General features: G+C 69.4%; 18 protein-coding genes. 6 read left to right on the top strand and 12 right to left on the bottom strand.

Annotated features, from left to right (window positions below):
• Positions 1-579 precede the first annotated feature (579 nt).
• From ftsH to ybgC, 9 genes are all read right to left on the bottom strand, one after another.
• Positions 580-2,481 carry an ATP-dependent zinc metalloprotease FtsH gene (gene ftsH / locus ACTVZP_RS10790; protein ID WP_443212159.1) on the bottom strand — a complete coding sequence of 634 codons (1,902 nt, stop codon included), beginning with the start codon at positions 2,479-2,481 and terminating at the stop codon, positions 580-582.
• Positions 2,482-2,559: 78 nt separating this feature from the next.
• Entirely contained in the window at positions 2,560-3,798 is a 1,239-nt protein-coding gene (tilS, locus tag ACTVZP_RS10795; protein WP_443212307.1) for a tRNA lysidine(34) synthetase TilS, read from the bottom strand.
• Entirely contained in the window at positions 3,798-4,622 is an 825-nt protein-coding gene (gene ybgF / locus ACTVZP_RS10800) for a tol-pal system protein YbgF (RefSeq protein WP_443212160.1), read from the bottom strand. Before ybgF ends, tilS begins: the two co-directional genes overlap by 1 nt.
• Positions 4,623-4,626: 4 nt before the next feature.
• Positions 4,627-5,175, bottom strand: a complete 549-nt coding sequence (gene pal / locus ACTVZP_RS10805) for a peptidoglycan-associated lipoprotein Pal (protein ID WP_443212161.1) — start codon at positions 5,173-5,175, stop codon at positions 4,627-4,629.
• A gap of 84 nt (positions 5,176-5,259) precedes the next feature.
• Positions 5,260-6,594 carry a Tol-Pal system beta propeller repeat protein TolB gene (gene tolB, locus ACTVZP_RS10810; RefSeq protein ID WP_443212162.1) on the bottom strand — a complete coding sequence of 445 codons (1,335 nt, stop codon included), beginning with the start codon at positions 6,592-6,594 and terminating at the stop codon, positions 5,260-5,262.
• 69 nt (positions 6,595-6,663) lie between these two features.
• Positions 6,664-7,908, bottom strand: coding sequence for a cell envelope biogenesis protein TolA (locus ACTVZP_RS10815; RefSeq protein ID WP_443212163.1), 1,245 nt, complete (start codon positions 7,906-7,908; stop codon positions 6,664-6,666).
• 10 nt (positions 7,909-7,918) lie between these two features.
• Positions 7,919-8,389, bottom strand: a complete 471-nt coding sequence (gene tolR / locus ACTVZP_RS10820) for a protein TolR (protein WP_443212164.1) — start codon at positions 8,387-8,389, stop codon at positions 7,919-7,921.
• 3 nt (positions 8,390-8,392) lie between these two features.
• The gene (tolQ, locus tag ACTVZP_RS10825) at positions 8,393-9,091 is read right to left on the bottom strand and encodes a protein TolQ (protein WP_443212165.1); all 699 of its coding nucleotides are present in this window, start codon (positions 9,089-9,091) and stop codon (positions 8,393-8,395) included.
• A 132-nt stretch (positions 9,092-9,223) separates the two neighbouring features.
• Positions 9,224-9,613, bottom strand: coding sequence for a tol-pal system-associated acyl-CoA thioesterase (gene ybgC / locus ACTVZP_RS10830; protein ID WP_443212166.1), 390 nt, complete (start codon positions 9,611-9,613; stop codon positions 9,224-9,226).
• A 268-nt stretch (positions 9,614-9,881) separates the two neighbouring features.
• On the opposite strand from ybgC, the gene ACTVZP_RS10835 reads away from it, so the two are divergent.
• The 5 genes from ACTVZP_RS10835 (at position 9,882) to ACTVZP_RS10855 (ending at position 14,322) form a co-directional block, all read left to right on the top strand.
• Positions 9,882-10,175 (top strand): hypothetical protein, encoded by a 294-nt coding sequence (locus ACTVZP_RS10835; protein ID WP_443212167.1) that lies wholly within the window; start codon positions 9,882-9,884, stop codon positions 10,173-10,175.
• A gap of 484 nt (positions 10,176-10,659) precedes the next feature.
• Complete coding sequence (locus ACTVZP_RS10840) at positions 10,660-11,787, top strand: DNA polymerase III subunit delta' (protein ID WP_443212168.1); 1,128 nt, start codon at positions 10,660-10,662, stop codon at positions 11,785-11,787.
• A gap of 5 nt (positions 11,788-11,792) precedes the next feature.
• Complete coding sequence (locus tag ACTVZP_RS10845; RefSeq protein ID WP_443212169.1) at positions 11,793-12,590, top strand: TatD family hydrolase; 798 nt, start codon at positions 11,793-11,795, stop codon at positions 12,588-12,590.
• The gene (locus tag ACTVZP_RS10850; protein ID WP_443212170.1) at positions 12,590-13,387 is read left to right on the top strand and encodes an MBL fold metallo-hydrolase; all 798 of its coding nucleotides are present in this window, start codon (positions 12,590-12,592) and stop codon (positions 13,385-13,387) included. The genes ACTVZP_RS10845 and ACTVZP_RS10850 overlap by 1 nt, the downstream gene beginning before the upstream one ends.
• On the top strand, positions 13,384-14,322 hold the full coding sequence (locus ACTVZP_RS10855) for an AEC family transporter (RefSeq protein WP_443212171.1): 939 nt from the start codon (positions 13,384-13,386) through the stop codon (positions 14,320-14,322). Before ACTVZP_RS10850 ends, ACTVZP_RS10855 begins: the two co-directional genes overlap by 4 nt.
• On the opposite strand, the gene ACTVZP_RS10860 is transcribed toward ACTVZP_RS10855, so the two are convergent.
• The 3 genes from ACTVZP_RS10860 to hemC all read right to left on the bottom strand — a co-directional run bounded on the left by ACTVZP_RS10860 (position 14,307) and on the right by hemC (position 19,377).
• The gene (locus tag ACTVZP_RS10860) at positions 14,307-17,045 is read right to left on the bottom strand and encodes a DUF2339 domain-containing protein (RefSeq protein ID WP_443212172.1); all 2,739 of its coding nucleotides are present in this window, start codon (positions 17,043-17,045) and stop codon (positions 14,307-14,309) included. The two genes, ACTVZP_RS10855 and ACTVZP_RS10860, sit on opposite strands and share 16 nt — an antisense overlap.
• A gap of 277 nt (positions 17,046-17,322) precedes the next feature.
• Positions 17,323-18,084, bottom strand: coding sequence for a serine/threonine protein phosphatase (locus tag ACTVZP_RS10865; RefSeq protein WP_443212173.1), 762 nt, complete (start codon positions 18,082-18,084; stop codon positions 17,323-17,325).
• A gap of 324 nt (positions 18,085-18,408) precedes the next feature.
• Positions 18,409-19,377: a hydroxymethylbilane synthase gene (gene hemC / locus ACTVZP_RS10870; RefSeq protein WP_443212174.1), complete on the bottom strand. Its 969-nt coding sequence runs from the start codon at positions 19,375-19,377 to the stop codon at positions 18,409-18,411.
• A gap of 76 nt (positions 19,378-19,453) precedes the next feature.
• On the opposite strand from hemC, the gene hemE reads away from it, so the two are divergent.
• On the top strand, positions 19,454-20,485 hold the full coding sequence (gene hemE / locus ACTVZP_RS10875; protein ID WP_443212175.1) for a uroporphyrinogen decarboxylase: 1,032 nt from the start codon (positions 19,454-19,456) through the stop codon (positions 20,483-20,485).
• Positions 20,486-20,488: the final 3 nt, after the last annotated feature.

The following is a 20,488-nucleotide window of genomic DNA, read 5'->3' on the forward strand; positions in this document are numbered from 1 at the left end:
AGGCGGGGCTCAGGTCGAGGCAGGCGCGGCTAGACCCTTGGTCGGGGGCACCTCTGCGGTGAGGCACCTGCCCCCGAGGCCTCTGGCGGCCCCGAACCCGCCCTGTGCCGCAAGAGGGCCGTGGCGGGTGCGGCCCATCCGGATGTCCGCAGAGACGCGGCATCAGAGGGGCCGGCCCAGGTCGAATAAGCAGCGGCGGAACGGGAAGAGGACCGTCCCGTCCGCCCGCAGAGGACAGGCTGCGGCCAGCGACGTTTTTAGTCGGACAGACATGAGTCAGCCTCGTCCTCAGGCAGGCAAGGATCGGGCGCATTACGGTCGATGCCGTGAAGCGCCGCACGGGGGTAACACTCCGCTGACGGTTCCAGGTGCTGCACGAAGCCCGCTTCACAGGCCTCGACCCGGCCGGAGGGGCGAGGAGGCCTAGTCGTGCTGAGCCTTAGCGGTGGGCGATGCCTCGTCGGACGATCTCGCCGCTGGGAAGCGGGGGCACCTGCATCAGCAGAACGAGAGCGCGGCGCAAACGCAAACCCCGAAACCTGACAGGTTTCGGGGTTCCGGTCGCTCGTGGGGTGAGGCTCAGACGGACGGTTCGAGCCCGCCATCGGCCTTGATGACCTTCGGCCGGGTCTTCGGGATCGCGGAGATCGAGCCGCCGCCGACGGGCCGGTCCGCATCGTCGTCGGAGTCGATCGGCTCACCTGCGATGACGCGGCGGATCTGGTCGCCGGTCAGCGTCTCGTATTCGAGCAGGCCCTTGGCCAGACGCTCGAACTCGTCCGACTTTTCGGTCAGGATCCGGTAGGCGGTCTGATAGCCCTCGTCGATCAGACGCTTCACCTCTGCCTCGATCAGCTTCTTCGTCTCGGCCGAGACCGAGAAGCCGGCCGTGTTGCCCTGGTAGCCTTCATGGGCCTCGGCATAGTCGATGTTGCCCACCATCTCGGACATGCCCCAGCGCATCACCATCGCGCGCGCCAGAGCCGAGGCCTGCTGGATATCGCCTGCGGGGCCCGAGGACACCGCCTCCTCGCCATACTTGATGATCTCGGCGGCCTTGCCGGCCATCGTCATGGCGATCTTCTGCTTGCCCTCGTCCTTGTGCATGTTCAGCCGGTCCATCTCGGGCAGGCTGACGACCATGCCAAGCGCGCCGCCCCGCGGGATGATCGTGGCCTTGTAGACCGGGTCGCATTTGGGAAGGTTCATGCCGACGATGGCGTGACCGGCCTCGTGGTAGGCGGTCTTCTCCTTCTGGTCGGCCGTCAGCACCATCGAGCGCCGCTCGGCCCCCATCATCACCTTGTCCTTGGCGTTCTCGAAATCGTCCATGGTGACGAAGCGCCGTCCGACGCGGGCCGCCAGCAGCGCCGCCTCGTTGACGAGGTTCATGAGGTCAGCGCCCGAGAAGCCCGGCGTGCCGCGCGCGATCAGGCGCAGGTCGACGTTCGGGCCCAGCGGCACCTTGCGGGCGTGCACGCCGAGGATCTTCTCGCGGCCCTTGATGTCCGGATTCGGCACATGGATCGTGCGGTCGAAGCGGCCGGGACGCAGCAGCGCCGGGTCGAGCACGTCCTTTCGGTTGGTGGCCGCGACGATGATCACGCCCTCGTTGGCCTCGAAACCGTCCATCTCGACCAGAAGCTGGTTCAGCGTCTGCTCGCGCTCGTCGTTGCCGCCGCCGATGCCCACGCCACGGGCACGGCCCACGGCGTCGATCTCGTCGATGAAGACGATGCAGGGCGCATTCTTCTTGGCCTGCTCGAACATGTCACGGACACGGGAGGCACCCACGCCCACGAACATCTCGACGAAGTCGGAACCCGAGATGGTGAAGAAGGGCACGCCCGCCTCGCCCGCGATGGCGCGTGCGAGAAGCGTCTTGCCGGTGCCGGGCGGGCCTACGAGCAGCGCGCCCTTCGGGATCTTGCCGCCGAGGCGCGAGAACTTCTGCGGATTGCGCAGGAATTCCACGATCTCCTCAAGCTCTTCCTTGGCTTCGTCGATGCCGGCCACGTCGTCGAACGTCACGCGGCCCTGCTTTTCGGTCAGAAGCTTGGCGCGGCTCTTGCCGAAACCCATGGCCCCGCCACGGCCGCCGCCCTGCATCCGGTTCATGAAGAAGATCCAGATGCCGATCAGCACGAGGAAGGGAAGCCAGAGCGAGATCAGCGAGAAGAAGCCCGACTGCTCCTGCGCCTCGGCGCGCACCTCGACGCCCTGATTGATCAGGCGATCCGTGACTTCTTCGCCCTGCGGCTTGATCGCCACATACTGCGTGCCGTCCTTGCCGCGCACCATTACCCGTTCGCCGTCGAGCGTGACCGAGGAAACCTCGCCATTGTCCACGCGGGCGATGAAATCGGAATAGGAGATGGTGCGCGAACTGCTGGTGGTCTGGCCGCCGCTGAACAGGTTGAACAGCGCCAGGATCAGCAGGAACAGGACCACCCAGAAAGCGATATTTCGCGCGTTGCCCACAAATGTCTCCTTGCAGAGTCTCTCCGCGGGCCCGCCCGCAGGTCATTGCGGCTTAAGATAGAGATAAGCGCGGTCCGTTCAATGCGATAGTAGAGAAAGAAACTCGCCATTTCTCGGAGCATCCGCCGCAGCAAGCCACCCGTTCGCCATGCCGGCAAGAGGAGCGGCCACCAAGGCGTCGCCGCACCAGACGGCCGGGGAGGCGATGAGGCTTGCCCGCGGCAGGCCCTCGGACCTCCAGTTGCCGCAGCGGGAGAGGCCGTGCGCACCCAGCGCACGGATCTCCAGTGCCTCGACGGAAAAACCGCCCGCGTCCGGAGCTTGCAGGTTCCAGCGACCGTCCCAGCGACAGCCGGGCCTGGCGGTCAGCTGTCTCACCGCCTGCCACTCGCGTCCGATCCGCAGGCTGTCCCGGCGCAGCACCATCCGGCAGCCGTGCAGCGTCACCGCCTTGCCTTCCCCGAGACGCTGCGTCACCTGCGTCAGCGCAGGCCCGCGCGGGCCATATTCCGCCGACGCGACCCACTGCAATCCGCTCCGCAGGAGCCGCCTTTGGATTTCCGCAGGCAGGTCCAGCACCGCGCGATCCATCAGAACGTCGCCACGGTCCACCGTCACCAGCCGGCGCGCGGCCGTCCGGACCTGCTCCTCCAGTGCACTGCGCACCTCGGACAGGTGACCGGCCACCTCCGCCAGCCGCTCGGTTCCCAGCCCCAGCGCCTCGAGCCCCTGCATCGCCTGACGCACCCGGACGCGATCATAGGCCGGATTCTCGTTCGACGGATCCTCGATCCAGCCCACGCCGCGCCTTCGCAGATCCTCCCGGAGTTCCTCGCGCCCGATGCCCAGCATCGGCCGCAGCCACAGCATGCCCTCGGTCCGCCGCTCGGCCCGCATGGCGGCAAGCCCGTCCACGCCTGCGCCCCGCGCAAGTCGCATCAGGAAGGTCTCGGCCACATCGTCCCGCGTATGGCCGAGCGCCACCGCCTCGAGACCCGCCCCCCGCGCCCAGGCGCCGATCAGCCGGAGCCGCGCCCGGCGAGCCTGATCCTGAAGGTTGCCGCAGCCGTCCCAGCCTTCCCAGCGCAGGATGTCATGTGGCACGCCAAGGCCCGCGCAGATCCTTGCCACGACTTCGGCCTCGGCGGCGGCCTCCGGACGAAGCCCGTGGTCTACGGTCACCGCCCGAACCGACAGCCCCGCTTCGACGGCCAGATGCAGCAGCGCGAGGGAATCGCCTCCTCCGGAAACCGCGAGGCCCAGGGCACGCCCCGCGTGCGGCCCCAGGCCCTTGAGAAACCGCTCGCGCAGCGGCATCAGTTGCAACCAAGCCCCTGCATTGCCGTCGCCGCTTCGGCTGCCGGTGCGCTGCTCGGAAAGCGCGTGCCGACCTCGGCCAGCGTCACGCAGGCCTCCGGCGTCTGGCGCAGGTCTCCCAGCGCCCGGCCGAGCTTCAGCAGCGCCTCGGGCGCGCGCGGGCCGTCCGGATCACCCGAGAAGCTCTCGAGATAGGCGCGCGCCGCGTTCGCCGTCTCGCCGAGCTGGCTCAGCGCCTCTCCCCGCAGATAGTGCGCCTCGTAGGTCAGTTGCCCGCCCGTGTAGGTCTCGGCAAAGGTCTTAAGGAGGTCCGCGGCGGCACGAAAGTCACCTTGACCGAGCACCTCCCGGGCCCGGTCGAAGTCTGCCTTTTCGTTGACTGCGAATGTCCCGGTCGCATCCGGCGAGGGGGACGGCACGGGGCTCGCCACCGGGGCCGCCGGCGCGTCACCGCCCAGAGGCGCGGTTTCGCCCAGGGCGCCGATGTCGCAGCCCTCCTCGAGTTCGCAGACGCGGAACTCCAGATCGCCCACCCGGTTCGTGCCGTCGCTGACGACGCGGTTGATCTTCAGCTCCAGCGCCTCGGCCTTGGCGGTGACCTGCGAGAGCGCCGCCTCCATCGCGTCCATGCGCTGGAGCGCCGAGCCGCCGGCCGCGCCCGAGGTGGCAGCGCCCGTCGAGACGAGCTCGCGCTTCAGGTCGTTGAACTGCGCCTGAAGCGTTGCCAGCTCGGCCTTGATGTCGGCCAGCGTCTGCGTGCGATCCTGCGCCGCCGCCGGAAGCGGCGCCAGCGCAAGCGCGGCGGCGAGGATCAGGTTGCGCATGGGATCAGACCCCCGCACCCATCGAGAGAACGGTCACGGCGCGGCGGTTCTTCGAATAGCACTCCTCGGTCGAGCAGACCTCGACGGGGCGCTCCTTGCCGTAGGACACGGTCTTCATCCGCGACGGCGCGATGCCTTTCGAGATCAGGTAATCCTGCACTGCCGAGGCGCGGCGCGCACCGAGGGCGAGGTTGTATTCCCGCGTGCCCTGCTCGTCGGCGTGGCCCTCGATGATGATCGCGTAGTCCGCGTTCGTCATGAGCCATTGCGACTGGGTGTCGAGCGTGGCGCGCGCGCTGTCCGAGAGCGTGCTCTGGTCCACCGTGAAGAACACGCGGTCGCCCAGCGTCTGCTGGAAGTACGCGATGGAGCTCGGGTCGTTCGGGCCACCGAGGCCCTGGCTGTCGATCCCGCCCGCGCCGTAGCCGCCTGCGCCGTAGCCGCCCGTGCCGCCGGCGCCACCGGCCCCGCCCGCGCCGTAGCGGTCGGGATTGTTGCAGGCGGCAAGGCCGAGGGCCGCCAGGAGGATGAGGGCTTTCGGAAGATGCGTCATCGGGATGTCCTTCGCAGATCGGGCGCGGTGCGGCCGAAGGTAACAGGTTTGGCCGCCGCAAGGAACGGCGGCCGGGATGTCATGTCACGGCAGGAGCGGCGACCAGGCCGGGTCCGATGCCGGAACGCTGAGCGGCACCTTCTTGAGGTTCCGCCCGGAAATGTCGACGGAGTAGAGCGCCGGCTGGCCGCCTGCCCCCGCGCCTTCGCGGGTGAACATCAGGACGCGGCCATTCGGGGCCCAGGTCGGGCCCTCGTCGAGGAAGGAGGCCGTCAGCAACCGCTCTTCCGAGCCGTCGGTCCGCATCACGCCGATGTGGAAGCGGCCCTGGTGCTGCTTGGTGAAGGCGATGAGATCACCGCGCGGCGACCACACGGGCGTGCCGTAGCGGCCGGCGCCGTTCGAGATCCGCCGCGGCTCGCCGCCGCCCGCGGACATGATGTAGAGCTGCTGGGTGCCCGAGCGGTCGCTCTCGAACACGATCTGGCTGCCGTCCGGCGAGAAGGAAGGCGCAGTCTCGATCGAGGGCGCGTTGGTGAGCTGGCGGCGCGAACCCGAGCCCGTGTCGAGCGTGTAGATGTCGGTGTTGCCGCCCTGCTCCAACGAGAAGGCGACCGTCCGCCCGTCCGGCGCGAAGCGCGGCGCGAAGGTCATGGTTCCGGGCTGCTCGGCAAGGCTGCGGGTCGAGAGCGAGCCCACATCCATCAGGTAGATCCGCGGGAAGCCCGTCGAATAGGAGGTGAAGAGGATCCGATCCCCGGTGGGCGAGAAGCGCGGCGCGAGCACGATCGACGAGGAATCGGTCAGATACTGCACGTTGGCGCCATCGTAATCCATCACGGCGAGGCGCTTGGCGCGCGCGTTCTTCGGCCCCGATTCCGAGACGAAGACCACGCGGCTGTCGAAATAGCCGCCCTCGCCGGTGATCCGGCTGTAGGCCACATCGGCCACCTTGTGCGCCATCCGCCGCCAGCCCGAGGCCGAGCCCGCGAACTGCAGCCCCTCGCCCAGCGGCTGGTCCGAGAAGATGTCGTAGAGGCGGAACTTGACGACCACCCGGTCGCCCGAAGCCGAGACCGCGCCGGTGATGAGCGCCTGCGCGTTGATCGCCTTCCAGTCGGCATAGGAAACCGGAGCGTCGAAGCTCGTCACGCGGCTGATGTGGGCCGAGGCCGGGATCTCGCGGAAGAGGCCCGTTCCCGAAAGGTCCGAGGCGATCACGCGCGCCATGTCCTGCGCAAGTTGCGAGGCGCCCGCGTTCTCGGCCACGAAGTCCGGCACGGCGAAGGGCAAGGGCTCGATCACGCCTTCGGTGATCTGGATGCGCAGCGGCCCGTTCTGCGCGACGGCAGGGACCGCCTGCGGCAGAAGCAGGGCCAGGGCGAGGCCCAGCGGGGCGAGGGATCTGAACAGGGTCATGGAGTCCTCATGCTCTCCGGGTTCGGTGGGACCGGGCGGCGGCCCGGAAATGTCTGGCGCGGCACGGGGTCATTTCATTCGCATCCCGCTGGGATCGAACACCATCTCGACCTCACGCCACTGGTCGTATTTCTCGGGTGGCAGCGGGAATCCGCGCGCACCGCAGCGGATGATGGCGCGCCGGGCCGCCTCGAAGGCCTGCCGTGCGCCCGCGTCCGTCCCCCCGCTCGAGTCGATCATGCGGATCGAGCCCGCGTCGGGCTTGCCGTCCTGCGCCATGGTCATGGCGACCGTCACGGTCGTGGCCAATGCATCGGTAGAGAGCGCGCCCACGTTCCAGCACTGCTGAACGGCCACCCGGAACGCATCCTTCTCGCCGCTCGTGATCGGCGGGCCCGAGCGGACGGGTGCGGCAGGCGTCTCGGCGGCAGGCTCCTCTCCGCCGCCCAGGGCCTCGGCCAGGGCCGCGTCGATGGACTGCTCGTCCGTGCGCGGCTTCTCGGCGGCGGGCTTCTCGGCGGGTTTGGCTTCGGGCTTGTCCGCGGGCGTCTCCGCCGTCTCGGTGCGGCTCGTGGCAGGCGTGGGCTTGTCCGCGGCGGGCTCGGGGGCGCGGACGCGCTGCGGGCGCACCTTCGGCCGCATGGAACTCGTCGGCGCGAGTTGCGCCACCTCCTCGGTTTCGGTCGCCTCGGTCACGATCTCGGTCGTGGCCTCCTGGGGCGCGGCCGGCGGCTTCTCCTCGACCACTTCCTCAGCGGGCGCCTCGGCATCCGGCGTCACCGCCGGGGTGGGCACTTCGGCAATCTCGGCCTCCGGCTCCGGGGCCTCGGCAGGCGTCGGCGCCACGCGGGGCGCGGGCTTGGGCTTCGGGCGCAGCGAGGTCTGCGGCACGAGGATCGGCTGCTCGGTCTCGGCAAGCGGCGCGACCGGCTCGGGCGCCTCCGCGATCTCGGGCTCGGGCAGCGGCGCGATCTCGGGCGCGGTGGGGGCTGCATCGGGCAGCGGCGCGGGCTCCGGCCGGGGCTCGGGCGCGGGTGGCGGCGGCTCCTCGGCCACGGGCTCGGGCGCAGGTGCGGGCTCGGCTTCCTCGGGCGGAGGCGCGGCCTCGGGCGCTTCCGCCGCCGGCGTCGGCGGTGTCTCCGCCTGCTGGCTCGCGGCCGCGGCCATCGCGTCGAATTCCTCGCTCGTCATCAGCGAGACGGAGGTCACGGCAACCTCGGGCGCATGGTCCGGCTGGAAGAACCAGTCGCCGAGCAAGAGCCAGAGGATCAGGCTTGCGTGCCCGATGCCGGAGATGATGACCCCCTTGTCCATACCGGTTGGCCTAGCCGCCGTTTCCGCCGAAGGTGGGGCCACCGACATCCGTCACCAGGCCGATGTCCTGGAAGCCGCCCCGGTTCAGCGCGCCCATCACCTGCGCCACCCGTTCGTAGGGAATTGCGCCGTCGGCCCGCAGGAAGACCTTCTTCGAGGTCCGCTCGGCCGCCACCGCCTGCAGCTTGGGGATCAGCTCGGCCTCTGCCGTCTCGGTGGTCTGGATCATCACGCGCCCGTCCGCGGCCAGCGTGATGGTCAGCGGCTCCTCCTGCTCGGTCGGCAGCGCATTGGCCGAGGTCTCGGGCAGCTTGACGGGCACGCCCACGGTCAGGAGCGGGGCCGCCACCATGAAGATGATGAGCAGCACCAGCATCACGTCCACGAAGGGCGTGACGTTGATCTCGGACATGGCGGCCGACTGGCCGCGACGCCGCCCGCGGCGTCCTCCGCCGGCCTTCTTGATGACGCCCGCGCCCATGGGTCAGGCCGCGTCCAGCTGGCGCGAGAGAATGGTGGCGAATTCGTCCGAGAAGGCGTCGTAGCCGCCGATGATGCGCTCGGAATCGGCGTTGAGCTTGTTGTAGAACACCACGGCCGGAATTGCGGCCACGAGACCGAAGGCAGTGGCGAGCAGCGCCTCGGCGATGCCGGGCGCCACGACCGCAAGGTTGGTGTTCTGCGAGATCGCGATCTGCTCGAAGGCGTGCTTGATGCCCCAGACCGTGCCGAAGAGGCCGATGAAGGGCGCGGTCGAGCCGGTGGTGGCGAGGAAGGACAGGCCCGCGTTCAGGGCCTCGCTCTCCTTGTCGATCGCCACGCCCATCGAGCGGTCGATCCGCGACTGCGCGCCCGCGATCAGCCCGCCGTCGTTGCGGTGGCTGCGCCGCCACTCGAGCATGCCCGCCGCGAAGATCTTCTCGGACGCGCCCTCGGGCTGCGGCCCCAGCCGCTCGAACAGCTCGTCCAGCGGCTCGCCCGACCAGAAGGCGCGGTCGAAGATCGCCGCCTCGCGCCGGGCCTTCCGGTAAAGGAGGTGCTTGCGGATGATGATGGCCCACGACCAGAAGGACATGACGATCAGGAGGATCATCACGAACTTCACCGTAAGCGTCGCACGCGCGAAGAGGGCGAGCATGGAGAAATCAATCTCCTGCGCCATCGCAAGGGTTTCCGTTTCCATCTGCCTGCTCTCTGGGGCCGTTCTGCGGGCCGTTCTACCGCTGATTCTATCCGGCTTTTAGGGCAATTGCCAACACATCTGCGTCAAGTGGCAAAGCTGCGCCCAACGCCTGTCCGACCGTCCGCGCCCTGTTCAGGCGAGTTTCCGGCGGACTTCCGCCGGCAGGCGCGCGGCGCGACCGTCCGATCCGAGGCAGACGAGGACCACACGGGCTGAGAAGAGCGTCTCGTCGCCGCGCAGAACGTCCTGCTCGAGGATGATCCGCGCGCCGCCAAGTCCGACGAGCCTGGTCTCGACCTCAAGACGGTCGTCAAAGACGGCAGGGCGGAGGTAATCCGCCTCGACGCGGCGGACGGCGAAGACGATCCCGTCCTCCGCCCGCAGGCGCGCCTGATCGACCCCGAGGGCCCGCACCCATTCGCTGCGGCCTCGCTCGATGAACTTCAGATAGTTGGCGTAGTAGACGATTCCCGCGAGATCGGTGTCCTCGTAGTAGACTCGCAGGGCAAAACGATGCGTCATTGATCGCCTCACGGTGAATGTGCCTGTCGGCGGCGGCCTAACGCGTAGCCCTTCACTCTGCAAGGAAGATGATGAAATGCTTGCAGATTCCAGCGCGCACCAACCGCAGCCCCCCGCGGTGCGAGTGTATGCCGCACCTCTGCCCGCGCGTTTCTGCGTGAGGAAGCCGCAGCGCATGCTAACTTCGGGACCGCAGGTGCATCCGCATCATCCCGAGGCGTGTTGCGCGTCTGATCATGAGTTCTAATGCCCGTTAGAGGAGAGCACTATGTCTGATATGGAAAAGGCGATGTCGCAGATGCTGGCCGACATGACGCCGAAGAAACTGCCCACCAACGAAGAGATCTTCGGCAAAGGCGCCGAGATGGGCGACGCGAAGGCGATGGGCTTCACCGACATTCTCGATTCCATGACGCCGAAGAAACTGCCGACGAACGAAGAGATCTTCGGCCAGCTCGCCGAACTCGACACGACGGCCTTCGACGCGCTGCTCGAGCTCTTCACGCCGAAGAAGCTGGTCAGCTACGACGAACTCGGGAAGAACCTCGGCCTCAAGTTCTGATCGAACCAAAGACGCTGACCCTTCGGGGCCCAAGCGGCCGGCCAGAGGGCCGGCCACGTCGTTTCCAACCGGATCGCTGCCTCCGGCAACGGGCAGAGGCCGGCTGATCCGGCAGGCGCGGGACGTGCTCCCGCGCAGGCCATATGAGTTTCCGCCTGCTGCGAATCGGCTGACTCCCCTTGCCTCCGCACCGTCGGCAGGGACGGTCCCGGCCGAAGTGAATCCGTCGGTCCACTCGCGCCAAATCGGACAGAAATCACCCCCTCGACCGGGTCGAACGCCATCGGCGGCCGCAGCCTCGTCGCGTGAAGCACGCACCGGTTTCCCCTCGCTCTCCCCGCCGGCCCGTATCGGCCCTTCGCCGCGCCGGAAGGACCTCCGGCGACCGCGCCTGTGCGCGAGGCTTGCAATCCATCCGGTGGTCGGCCTACCTCCGATGAGCCCGGCCCGACCGGCCGGCCCCTGGCCCAGCCGAGAGGACGCGATGGCGCAGCCCGCGCAGGACGACATTCCCGAGCCCGACCGCGTCGAGGGCGCGCCCCACCCTCGCGAGACGAGGGCGCTCTTCGGGCATGAGCGGGCAGAGGCCGAATTCCTCGACGCCTTCCGGTCGGGCCGCCTGCACCATGGCTGGCTGATCACCGGGCCGCTCGGCGTGGGCAAGGCCACGCTGGCCTGGCGCATCGCCCGGTTCCTGCTGGCCACGCCCTCGGGCGGCGGACTTCTGGCAGCGCCCGAGCCTGCCTCGCTGGAGGTGGATCCCGACCATCCGGTTGCGCGTCGCATGGCTGCTCTGGCCGAGGGGCGTCTGTTTCTCCTCCGCCGCGCCTGGGACGAGAAGGCGAAGCGCCTGAAAACCCAGATCACGGTCGAGGAGGTGCGGCGGATGAAGTCCTTCTTCGCTCTCTCTGCGGCCGACGGCGGGCGGCGGGTGGCGATCGTGGACCCGGCTGACGAGATGAACGCCTCGGCCGCCAACGCGCTTTTGAAACTGCTCGAGGAGCCCCCCGAGGGCGTCACGATCCTCCTCGTCTGCCACCAGCCCTCGCGCCTCCTGCCGACCATCCGCTCGCGCTGCCGCGAGTTGCGCCTCGCGCCGCTCTCGCCGGACGACGTGGGGCGCGCCCTGACTGCCGCCGGTATCGATGTGGGCGATCCCGGGGCGCTGGCCGAACTGGCCGGGGGCTCGGCCGGCGAGGCGATCCGGGTGGCAAACCTCGACGGCGTGCGGCTCTATGCGGCGCTGGTGGCGCTGCTCTCCACCCTTCCCCGCCTCGACCGGGCGAAGCTGGTGGCGCTGGCCGACGCGGCGTCGGGCCGGGGCGCCGAGGCGCAGTTCGACCTCATGCTGATGCTGATTGATCTTTTCCTCGCGCGGCTCGCGCGGGCCGGGACGCTGCGGCTCCTTCCTCCCGAGGCGGTGCCGGGCGAGGCCGAGCTCATCGCACGACTCGCGCCCGACTTCGCGGCGGCCCGGCTCTGGGCCGATCTCGCGCAGTCGCTCGGCAACCGGGCACGGCGCGGGAGGGCGGTCAACCTTGACCCTGCCGCCCTTCTCATGGATATGGTTCTCAGGATCGACGAGACGGCGGGCCAGCTCGCCTCAAGGTAAGCCTGATGACGCCCGAAACTCCCCCCCAGATCGTCGACAGCCATTGCCATCTGGACTTTCCCGACTTCGATGGCGAGCATTCCGCAGTGATCGACCGCGCGCGGGCGGCCGGGGTCACGCGGATGGTCACGATCTGCACCCGCCTGCGGAACGAGCCGCGTGTCCGCGCCATCGCCGAGGCGCATGAGGGCGTCTTCTACGCCGCTGGCACCCATCCGATGAGCGCCGCCGAAGAGCCGATGGCGACGGTCGAGGAACTGGTGGCGCTGGCCGCGCATCCGAAGTTCGTGGGCATCGGCGAGAGCGGGCTCGACTATCACTACACGCCGGAAAGCGCGCCCGTGCAGCAGGAAAGCCTGCGCGTCCACATCGAGGCCGCGCGGCGCACGGGCCTGCCGCTGATCATCCACGCCCGCGATGCCGATGCCGACATGGCGCGCATCCTGGCCGAGGAGCATCGCGCCGGCGCCTATTCCTGCGTCATGCACTGCTTCTCGTCGGGGGCCGGGCTTGCGCAGGCGGCGCTGGACCTTGGCTTCTACCTCTCGATGTCCGGCATCGCGGCCTTCCCGAAGTCGGGCGACCTGCGCGCCATCTTTGCGGCGGCTCCGCTCGAGCGCATCCTGCTCGAGACCGACAGCCCCTATCTCGCCCCCCCGCCCTTCCGCGGCAGGCGGAACGAGCCCGCCTACACCGCCCATACGGCGGCGAAGGGCGCCGAGGTCTTCGGCCTGAGCCTCGCCGACTTCGCGGCCGCCACCTCGGCCAATTTCGACCGCCTCTTCGCCAAGGCCGCCGCCTGATGGCGCGGCTGCACTGCACCATCCTCGGCTGCGGATCTTCCGGTGGGGTGCCCCGGCTGGGCGGGCTCTGGGGCGACTGCGACCCGAGCGACCCGAGAAACCGCCGCCGCCGCTGCTCGCTGCTGGTCGAGAGGATCGACGAAGGCGGCACGACGCGGGTGCTGATCGACACCTCGCCAGACATGCATCCGCAGCTTCTGGATGCGGGCGTGGGCGAGCTCGATGCCGTGGCCTGGACCCATGCCCATGCGGACCATGTGCATGGCATCGACGACCTGCGCCAGATCGTCTTCAACATGAAGAAGCGCCTGCCGGTCTGGGCCGATCCGGTCACGCAGGACGCGCTGGTGAACCGCTTCGGCTATGCCTTCGTGCAACCCCCGGACTCGCTCTATCCGCCGATCCTCGACCTAAACACGATCGACGGCCCCTTCGAGGTGCACGGCGCCGGCGGCACGATCCGGCTCGAGCCGTTCGAGGTCAGCCACGGACCGACCGAGGCGCTCGGCTTCCGCGTGGGCGCCATGGCCTACCTGCCCGACGTGGTCGCGATCCCGGAGGAGGCCTGGGCGCATCTGGAAGGGCTCGAGATGTGGGTGCTCGACACGCTGCGGCGGCGCCCGCACCCGACCCACGCCCATCTCGATCTGGCGCTGGAGTGGATCGCGCGCGCCCGGCCCGCGAAGGCGATCCTCACGAACATGCACATCGACCTCGACTACGCCACGCTCGCAGCCGAACTGCCGGGGCATGTCGTGCCGGCTTATGACGGGCTCTCGTTCGACCTCGCCGCATGAGCGCGCTGATCGACGTCATCCTGCCGGTCTTCCTCGTCATCGGCTTCGGCTATGCCGCCGCGCGCGCGGGCCTGATCGGCGATGTCGCCGTGGACGGCATCATGCGCTTTGCGCAGAACTTCGCCGTGCCCTGCCTGCTCTTCTCGTCGATCGCGCGGCTGGATCTTGCGGCGAACTACGACCTCGGGCTCTTCGCCTCGTTCTATGCCGGGGCCTTCACCGGCTTCGGGCTGGGCTTCGCCGGCGCACGCTACCTTGCCCGCCGGCCGCTCGAGGATTGCGTCGCCATCGGCTTCGCCTGCCTCTTCTCGAACTCGCTGCTCCTCGGCCTGCCGATCACCGAGCGCGCCTATGGGCACGAGGCACTGGCCGCGAACTACGCGATCATCTCGATCCATTCGCCGCTGCTCTACGGCTTCGGCATCACCTTCATGGAACTGGTGCGCTCGCACGGGCTGGGCCTGTCGAAACCGCGGCTGGCCCGACAGGTGGTCCGGGCCATCTTCAGCCAGCCGCTGGTGATCGGCATCTCGCTCGGCTTCCTCGTCAACCTCTCGGGCCTCGCGCTGCCCGGCGCTCTCTCGGCCGCGGTCGACATGATGAGTCGCGCCGCGCTGCCGACGGCGCTCTTCGGTCTCGGCGGCGTGCTGCTGCGCTACCGGCCCGAGGGCGACATGAAGCTGATCGGCATGATTGCGGCGCTGTCCCTGATCGTCCATCCGACGGTGGCATGGCTCCTCGGGCGCCATGTGTTCGGGCTCGATACCGCGCAGATCCGTTCTGCCGTCGTCACGGCGGCCATGGCGCCCGGGGTGAACGCCTATCTCTTCTCGAACGTCTACGGCGTGGCGAAACGGGTCACCGCCTCGGCCGTGCTGATCGCGACGGCCGTCTCGATCCTCACCATCTGGTTCTGGCTTCAGCTGCTGCCCTGATCGCCCGCCATGGCCCGGCGCACCATCGCGTTCAGCCAGGCCATCCCCGCCAGCACGAGGCCGAGGCAGAAGAAGCTGAACACCCGGACGAGGCCCGACAGACCGGCCGCATCCCAGAGGAACACCTTCGCGACCGTCAGCGCGATCACCCCCATCGCCACGCGGCGCAGCAGTTCCGACCGGCGACCCACGGCCTGCCAGAGAAGCGCCGCGCCGGCGAGGAGCAGCGCGAGGGTGTAGCTGTAGAGCTCGCCCTGCAGCACCTCCGGCCCATCGATGCGGGGCCCATGCCAGAGCCGCCGGATCTCGAGCACCGTCCAGAGCAGGAGAAACGCGCCGCCAAGCGCTCCGAGCGCGAAGCGCATTCGCCCGAGGCCCGGAAGGCGCAGCGCAGCCAGCAGGAAGAGCGCCCCCGGAAGGGCGTAGGCGAGGGCCAGCGTGTCGAGAAGCGGCGGGCCGAGGATCTCGCCCTGTGCCCCCGCGACCAGCGGATTGCCCGTGGTGGCCGCGAGGGTCAGCGGGATCAGCGCAAGCACGAAGGCCGCCGCGGCGAAGATCCGGCGCAGGATGTCGATCCGCCCGCCTGCGCCAAGCCGCCAGAGCTGCGCCGCCGCCACGGCCAGCCACGGCAGCGCCTGCAGGGCGAGGAACCAGTGCGTTCCGGCCGATTCGAGCGGCCCCAGAGCGTGGAAGCGGCGCAGGAAGAGCACATCGACAAGGAGTGCCGCCCAGGCGGCTGCGGCGCTTTCGGCCACCGCGCGCTCCAGCCTGCGCCCGGCGGGCAGCAGGTGCCGCGCCGCAAGAACGGCCGCGATGGCGCCGAGGAAGGCTGCGAGCATCGGCAGCGTGGCCGCGGTCTCGGCCCAGCCGAGGCCCGGGTCGACCACCAGCCGATAGCTGATCGCGGCGACGCCGATCTGCAGGAACCAGCCCATCTCGAGAAGGTCGAGCCGCCGGTCGAGCCAGGCGGCCGCCACGGCCAGCACGGCCAGCGCAAGCGTCAGCGCCGCCGCGTCGAGAAGCAGGAAAAGGGCAAGCGCCACGGTCGCAAGCGCCGAAAGGATCGCCCAGGCCATCGGTCGCCGGTCCTTGAGCACCGACCAGCGCGAGGCGAACCAGGTCATCAGCGCGGCCACCGCCATCACATGCAGCGCCCAGGGCAGCGGTCCGAGCACCGCTGCAGGCTGCCAGCGGAATTCGAGGAGGGCCGCTGCCATCGGCGCCACGAGCACCGCAGAAAGCGCGAGCGGGCGCCTGAGGCTGCCCCAGGCGCGCCCGGCGAAGGCCGCCGACATCAGCGCCGCCAGCGCGAGCAGCGCCGTGACGGTCGCGGGGGGCGCCGACTCGGGCTCGCGCAGGGCAGTCGCGAGGGCGGAGAATCGCGCAGCCATCGCCTCGTCGGTCCAGAGCCGCGCGAGAAAGGCCGCAGCGGGCACGATCGCGAGGTCGCCGATCCCCGGCGCGCGCAGCCCCAGCAGCACGAGCCCCAGGGAGAGCGCCGCCAGCATTCCGAAGGACCAGAATCCGTCGACCGTCAGCCAGAGAGCGAGCGTCGCAGCCGTGACCATCCCCAGCGCCAGCTGCACGCCGAACGAGAGACCCTCCGGCCCCGGCCAGTCGCTCGCGAACAGCCTGTTCAAGAGCCGGTCGCTCATCGCCGGCGGTCCATGTTCCGGGATCGGCGCGCGGCCCGGGACGACGATGGCGAGCACAACGAATGCTGCCAGCGCCAGCGCCCAGCCCTCCTGCCCTGCTCCGCCCAGATGCATGAGCGCCGCACCGCCAGTCCCGATGACGAGCGCCAGAACGGAGACCCAGCGCCAGCCCCGGAAGGCATCCACGGCGAGGCCGAGGAAGGCCACGAGGACGTAATAGGGGTAGAGCGCGGCCGTGGCTCCTTCGCCGCCCGCGACGAGAAAGGGTGCTGCACCTGCACCAACGAGTCCCGTCGCGACGAGGAAGGGGCCATGCCGCCAGCCAAGCAATACCGCCCCGAGCGTGGTCGCCACCAGCCCGGCGAAGGAGACTCCGGGTCCGTAGAGACCATAGAGCAGCCGGCCTGCCACGACGCCGCCGTAGACCGACACGATGCCCGCTGCCGAGAAGGTCGAGGGCAGCAGAAGCGCCGGCGCTTCCTCTCCGTCGCCGCCGCGCCGCCGGATCCACTCGCCGGCCGTCACGAGGCCGAGACCGAAGGCGATGGCGGCCGCGACGCGAAGCGCGGGCGGCAGCAGGCCCTGCTCGATCCCGTACTGGACGAAGAAGATGCCCGCGAGCGCGAGCGACATCGCCGAAAGCGTGAAGGCCCAGTTGCTCCGCAGCCAGGTCAGGAGCGCGGCGAGGCGGCCGGGCGCGGCAGGAGCGCGGGGCAGATCGCGTGCCGGCGCCCCCTCGGAGCCCTCTGCGCCGGCGTTCGGGGCGGTCGGGACGGCATCCGGCCTGCGCCATGGTGCGCTGGTATCGGCCAGTTCTTCGGGCTCCGGCATGGAAGGGCCGGGCGGCGGAGCCGGCGCGTCCTCCGGTGCCGCCTCGGGGATGCTCTGCCGGTGGAGGGGCGGAACCGGGGATGCCGGATGCGTCGCGGCTGCGAAGGCCGCTTCCAAGGCGGCGAGGCGGGCGGTCAGTCTCCGTTGCCGGACGAGCAGCAGGACCGTCGCCACCGGCGTGCCGACGACGGCCGCGACCAGCACCAGCCCCATGAGGATCAGGAACCCCTCGCCCACGCCGAACCTCCGCCACTGCCATGCGGCGCCACGATGCCACGGATGAGGCGCGAACGGCAGGGGTGTTGCAACGCCATGATCGGGCGCGGAAACCGCGGTATCCCAGTCCCGGCTAAAGCCGGAGAGGCACGAGACTCGGCGGAGACGGACTGCCGACGAAACATGGGCCAAGCGGACGCTCTTGCCGGTCTTCGCCGGAGGGTCCGGTGACGGTCAACCGTGTCGAGACGCGGGTCCGGCCCGCGCGATCACCGCAGGCCGCTTGCTTCCCCTCGACTCAGGGCCTCCGCTTGCGCTCGGTCACATAGGCCAGCGCCAGGGGCAGGGCGTTCAATCCGCGCGAACCGGGCCTCGCGAGGCGGAGGGCGGCTGCGGCTGGCGCGATCATGCCGAGCAGCATCGCCATTCGGCGGACCGACCGCCAGGTGCCCTCGGGCGCATGGGCGAGGTAGGCGTTGAGCGCCACGCCCAGCACGTCATGCGACTTGCGGTCGGCACAGAGACACGAGTGGATGAAGATCAGCACGTCGAGCGCGAAGTGGCGCCGGCGGCGGCGCCTCTCGGACCAGTGCGACAGGCTGATGAAGCGCACCGCGTCCCCATCCCAGCAGATCGCCCGGACCGTGGGTCGGCCGTGGGTGAAGCCCGCGCGGTGAAGCCTCGCCAGCGCCTCGCCCGCAGCGGCGAAGGCTTCCGTCCGCTCGCGCATGCGCACATCGGGTGAGCGCAGCAGGTGGCGCAGGTTCGCGCCGGCGTCGCGTGTCACCAGCCAGTCGGCATGGCCGTCGACCACCTCGCCGACCGGAAGGCCCGCCTCGGCCATCCGCTGGAAAGCCTCGCGCTCGCGCCGCAGAAGGCGGCGCATGTCGCCTTTCCTCTGCCAGGCGCGGTGGGTCAGATCCTCGATGCGCTTGAGCCATAGCTGGTCGCCATCCGGCAGCGGCAGGGGCCTGACCCTGACCGGCGGCTCGCGTAGCGCGACCCGGATCACTTCCTGGAAGGGATCTGCGGAGGGAGAGGCTGCATCGACCTGGGACATGAAGGGCACCCCGGCGGCACCGTGCCGTCATATCCAGAGGTTAGCAGCGAACCGGTTCACGCCGATAGCGCCTGTTGACGCACCCACGAAAGATTATGTCGCGACCTTTCATGCAGCCGCACGGTCCGAGGATATGCCCGAAGGAGGAGACATGCCCCGCGCGGCATGGGGTTGCGCGGCGAGCCCGCTCCGCTCGAACCGCTCCGGAGGACAGTCGGATAAAGCCTGCTCCAGAGCCCGGCGCGTAGCCGCACCCGACGCGCTGGCCGAAATGGAAAAGGACGGCCCGAGGACCGCCCTTTCCGTCTTCCATGCCCGGCCGGCTCAGCGCCAGCTGAAGAAGTCCTTCGGCGCACGGCCGAGGAGATCCGAGGCCAGCTCGGCCCCGATTGCCGCGGCATCGGCGATGCCGCCGCGGATCTCGCCCGTGAGCGACTCCGAGCCATCCGGCCGCAGGATCTCGCCGCGCAGCCAGATCCCGTCGCCTTCCAGCACCGCGAGGCCCGCGATGGGCGTCTCGCAGGATCCGTCGAGCTTCAGCAGGTAGCTGCGCTCGGCCGCGAGCCGGTGTCCGGTCGGCACGTCGTGGATGGCCGCCAGCATCTCCTGCGCGCGCGGATCGTCAATCCGGCGCTCGATCCCGATGGCGCCCTGCGCCACGGCCGAGAGCATCTCCTCGGGTTCGATCGCCACCCGCGGCACGTCGTCCATCTTCAGCCGGTTCAGACCGGCCATCGCGAGGAAGGTGCCCCGCGCCACCCCGTCGTTCAGCTTCTTCAGACGGGTCTGGAGGTTCCCGCGGAACTCGACCACCTGCAGGTCCGGCCGCTTGTTCAGGAGTTGCGCGCGGCGGCGGAGGCTCGACGAGCCGACCGTGGCCCCCTGCGGCAAATCCGCCAGCCCCCCCTCGGCGAAGGTGATGAAGGCATCCCGCGTATCCTCGCGCGGCAGGTAGGTGTCGAGGATCAGCCCCTCGGGCTGGATCGTCGGCATGTCCTTCATCGAATGGACCGCGATATCGATTCCCCCCGAAAGCAGGGCCTCCTCGATCTCGCGGGTGAACAGGCCCTTGCCGCCGATCTCCTTGAGCGGGCGGTCCAAGACCTTGTCACCTGTGGTTTTTATGACCACGATTTCGAATGCCTCTTCCGGCAGCGAGAAGGCGGCCGACAGGCGGCTGCGGGTCTCGTAGGCCTGAGCCAGCGCAAGCGGCGAGCCGCGCGTGCCGATCTTGAGGGGTTCAGCGGGGGTGGGCATGGAGTGTGTCATGCGGATTTGGTTATCGCTGTCCATTTGCCCTGACAACTCCCCATATTGACATCCCATGCTCAGCTTGGGAACCAGCAGGCAAGCTGAGAAGGAGCACCCCATGACCAAGACGATGCTGCGTGCGCTGAAGGGCGAGACGCTGCCCACGCCTCCCATCTGGCTCATGCGTCAGGCGGGGCGCTATCTGCCGGAATACCGCGCCACGCGCGCCCAGGCGGGGGACTTCCTCTCGCTCTGCTACACGCCGGATCTCGCGGCGGAAGTGACGCTCCAGCCGATCCGCCGCTTCGGCTTCGACGCGGCGATCCTCTTTGCCGACATCCTGCTCCTGCCGCAGGCGCTGGGGGCGGACCTGTGGTTCGAAACCGGCGAGGGGCCGCGCATGTCGACGATCACCGACATGGCGGGCGTGAACGCGCTCAAGGGCCGCGACGACATCCACGAGAAGCTTGCGCCGGTCTACGAAACCTGCCGCATCCTCGCCCGCGAACTTCCCAAGGAGACAACCTTCATCGGCTTCGCGGGGATGCCCTGGACGGTCGCGACCTACATGATCGCGGGCCGCGGCAGCAAGGATCAGGCCGCCGCGCATAAGCTGAAGGACACCGACCGTCCCGCCTTCGAGGCGCTCATGGACCGGGTGACCGAGGCCACCATCGAGTATCTCGCCAAGCAGGTCGAGGCCGGCTGCGAGGTGGTGAAGCTGTTCGACAGCTGGGCGGGCTCGCTCAAGGGCCAGGATTTCGAGGATTTTGCCGTGGCACCCGCCAAGCGGATCATCTCGGAGCTGAAGGCCCGCTTCCCGGGCCTGCCGGTCATCGCCTTCCCGCGCGAGGCGGGCGAGGGCTACATCGGCTTCGCCGAGAAGACCGGGGCCGACTGCGTGGCCATCGACAACTCCGTCAGCCCGGAATGGGCCGCCGAGAAGGTGCAGGCGGGCAAGACCTGCGTTCAGGGCAACCTCGATCCGAAATACATGGTGACGGGCGGCGAGGAACTGGTGCAGGCCACGAAGCGCGTCGTCGAGGCGTTCAAGAACGGCCCGCACATCTTCAACCTCGGCCACGGCATCACGCCGGAGGCCGATCCCGAGAATGTGACGCTGCTGATGGAGACGATCCGCGGCAAGTAACGC

Source organism: Rhodobacter sp. NSM (genome assembly GCF_052244495.1).
Lineage (GTDB): Bacteria > Pseudomonadota > Alphaproteobacteria > Rhodobacterales > Rhodobacteraceae > Cereibacter_A.

Excerpts from the sequence above, each read along its gene's own strand:
- tilS (WP_443212307.1), bottom strand. The coding sequence starts at position 3,798 with ATGCCGCTGCGCGAGCGGTTTCTCAAGGGCCTGGGGCCGCACGCGGGG.
- ACTVZP_RS10840 (WP_443212168.1), top strand. The coding sequence starts at position 10,660 with ATGGCGCAGCCCGCGCAGGACGACATTCCCGAGCCCGACCGCGTCGAG.
- ACTVZP_RS10865 (WP_443212173.1), bottom strand. The coding sequence starts at position 18,084 with ATGTCCCAGGTCGATGCAGCCTCTCCCTCCGCAGATCCCTTCCAGGAA.
- hemE (WP_443212175.1), top strand. The coding sequence starts at position 19,454 with ATGACCAAGACGATGCTGCGTGCGCTGAAGGGCGAGACGCTGCCCACG.
- ACTVZP_RS10845 (WP_443212169.1), top strand. The coding sequence starts at position 11,793 with ATGACGCCCGAAACTCCCCCCCAGATCGTCGACAGCCATTGCCATCTG.
- tolQ (WP_443212165.1), bottom strand. The coding sequence starts at position 9,091 with ATGGAAACGGAAACCCTTGCGATGGCGCAGGAGATTGATTTCTCCATG.
- ACTVZP_RS10815 (WP_443212163.1), bottom strand. The coding sequence starts at position 7,908 with ATGGACAAGGGGGTCATCATCTCCGGCATCGGGCACGCAAGCCTGATC.
- tolB (WP_443212162.1), bottom strand. The coding sequence starts at position 6,594 with ATGACCCTGTTCAGATCCCTCGCCCCGCTGGGCCTCGCCCTGGCCCTG.
- tolR (WP_443212164.1), bottom strand. The coding sequence starts at position 8,389 with ATGGGCGCGGGCGTCATCAAGAAGGCCGGCGGAGGACGCCGCGGGCGG.
- ACTVZP_RS10855 (WP_443212171.1), top strand. The coding sequence starts at position 13,384 with ATGAGCGCGCTGATCGACGTCATCCTGCCGGTCTTCCTCGTCATCGGC.
- ybgF (WP_443212160.1), bottom strand. The coding sequence starts at position 4,622 with ATGCGCAACCTGATCCTCGCCGCCGCGCTTGCGCTGGCGCCGCTTCCG.
- ybgC (WP_443212166.1), bottom strand. The coding sequence starts at position 9,613 with ATGACGCATCGTTTTGCCCTGCGAGTCTACTACGAGGACACCGATCTC.
- ACTVZP_RS10835 (WP_443212167.1), top strand. The coding sequence starts at position 9,882 with ATGTCTGATATGGAAAAGGCGATGTCGCAGATGCTGGCCGACATGACG.
- pal (WP_443212161.1), bottom strand. The coding sequence starts at position 5,175 with ATGACGCATCTTCCGAAAGCCCTCATCCTCCTGGCGGCCCTCGGCCTT.
- hemC (WP_443212174.1), bottom strand. The coding sequence starts at position 19,377 with ATGGACAGCGATAACCAAATCCGCATGACACACTCCATGCCCACCCCC.
- ACTVZP_RS10850 (WP_443212170.1), top strand. The coding sequence starts at position 12,590 with ATGGCGCGGCTGCACTGCACCATCCTCGGCTGCGGATCTTCCGGTGGG.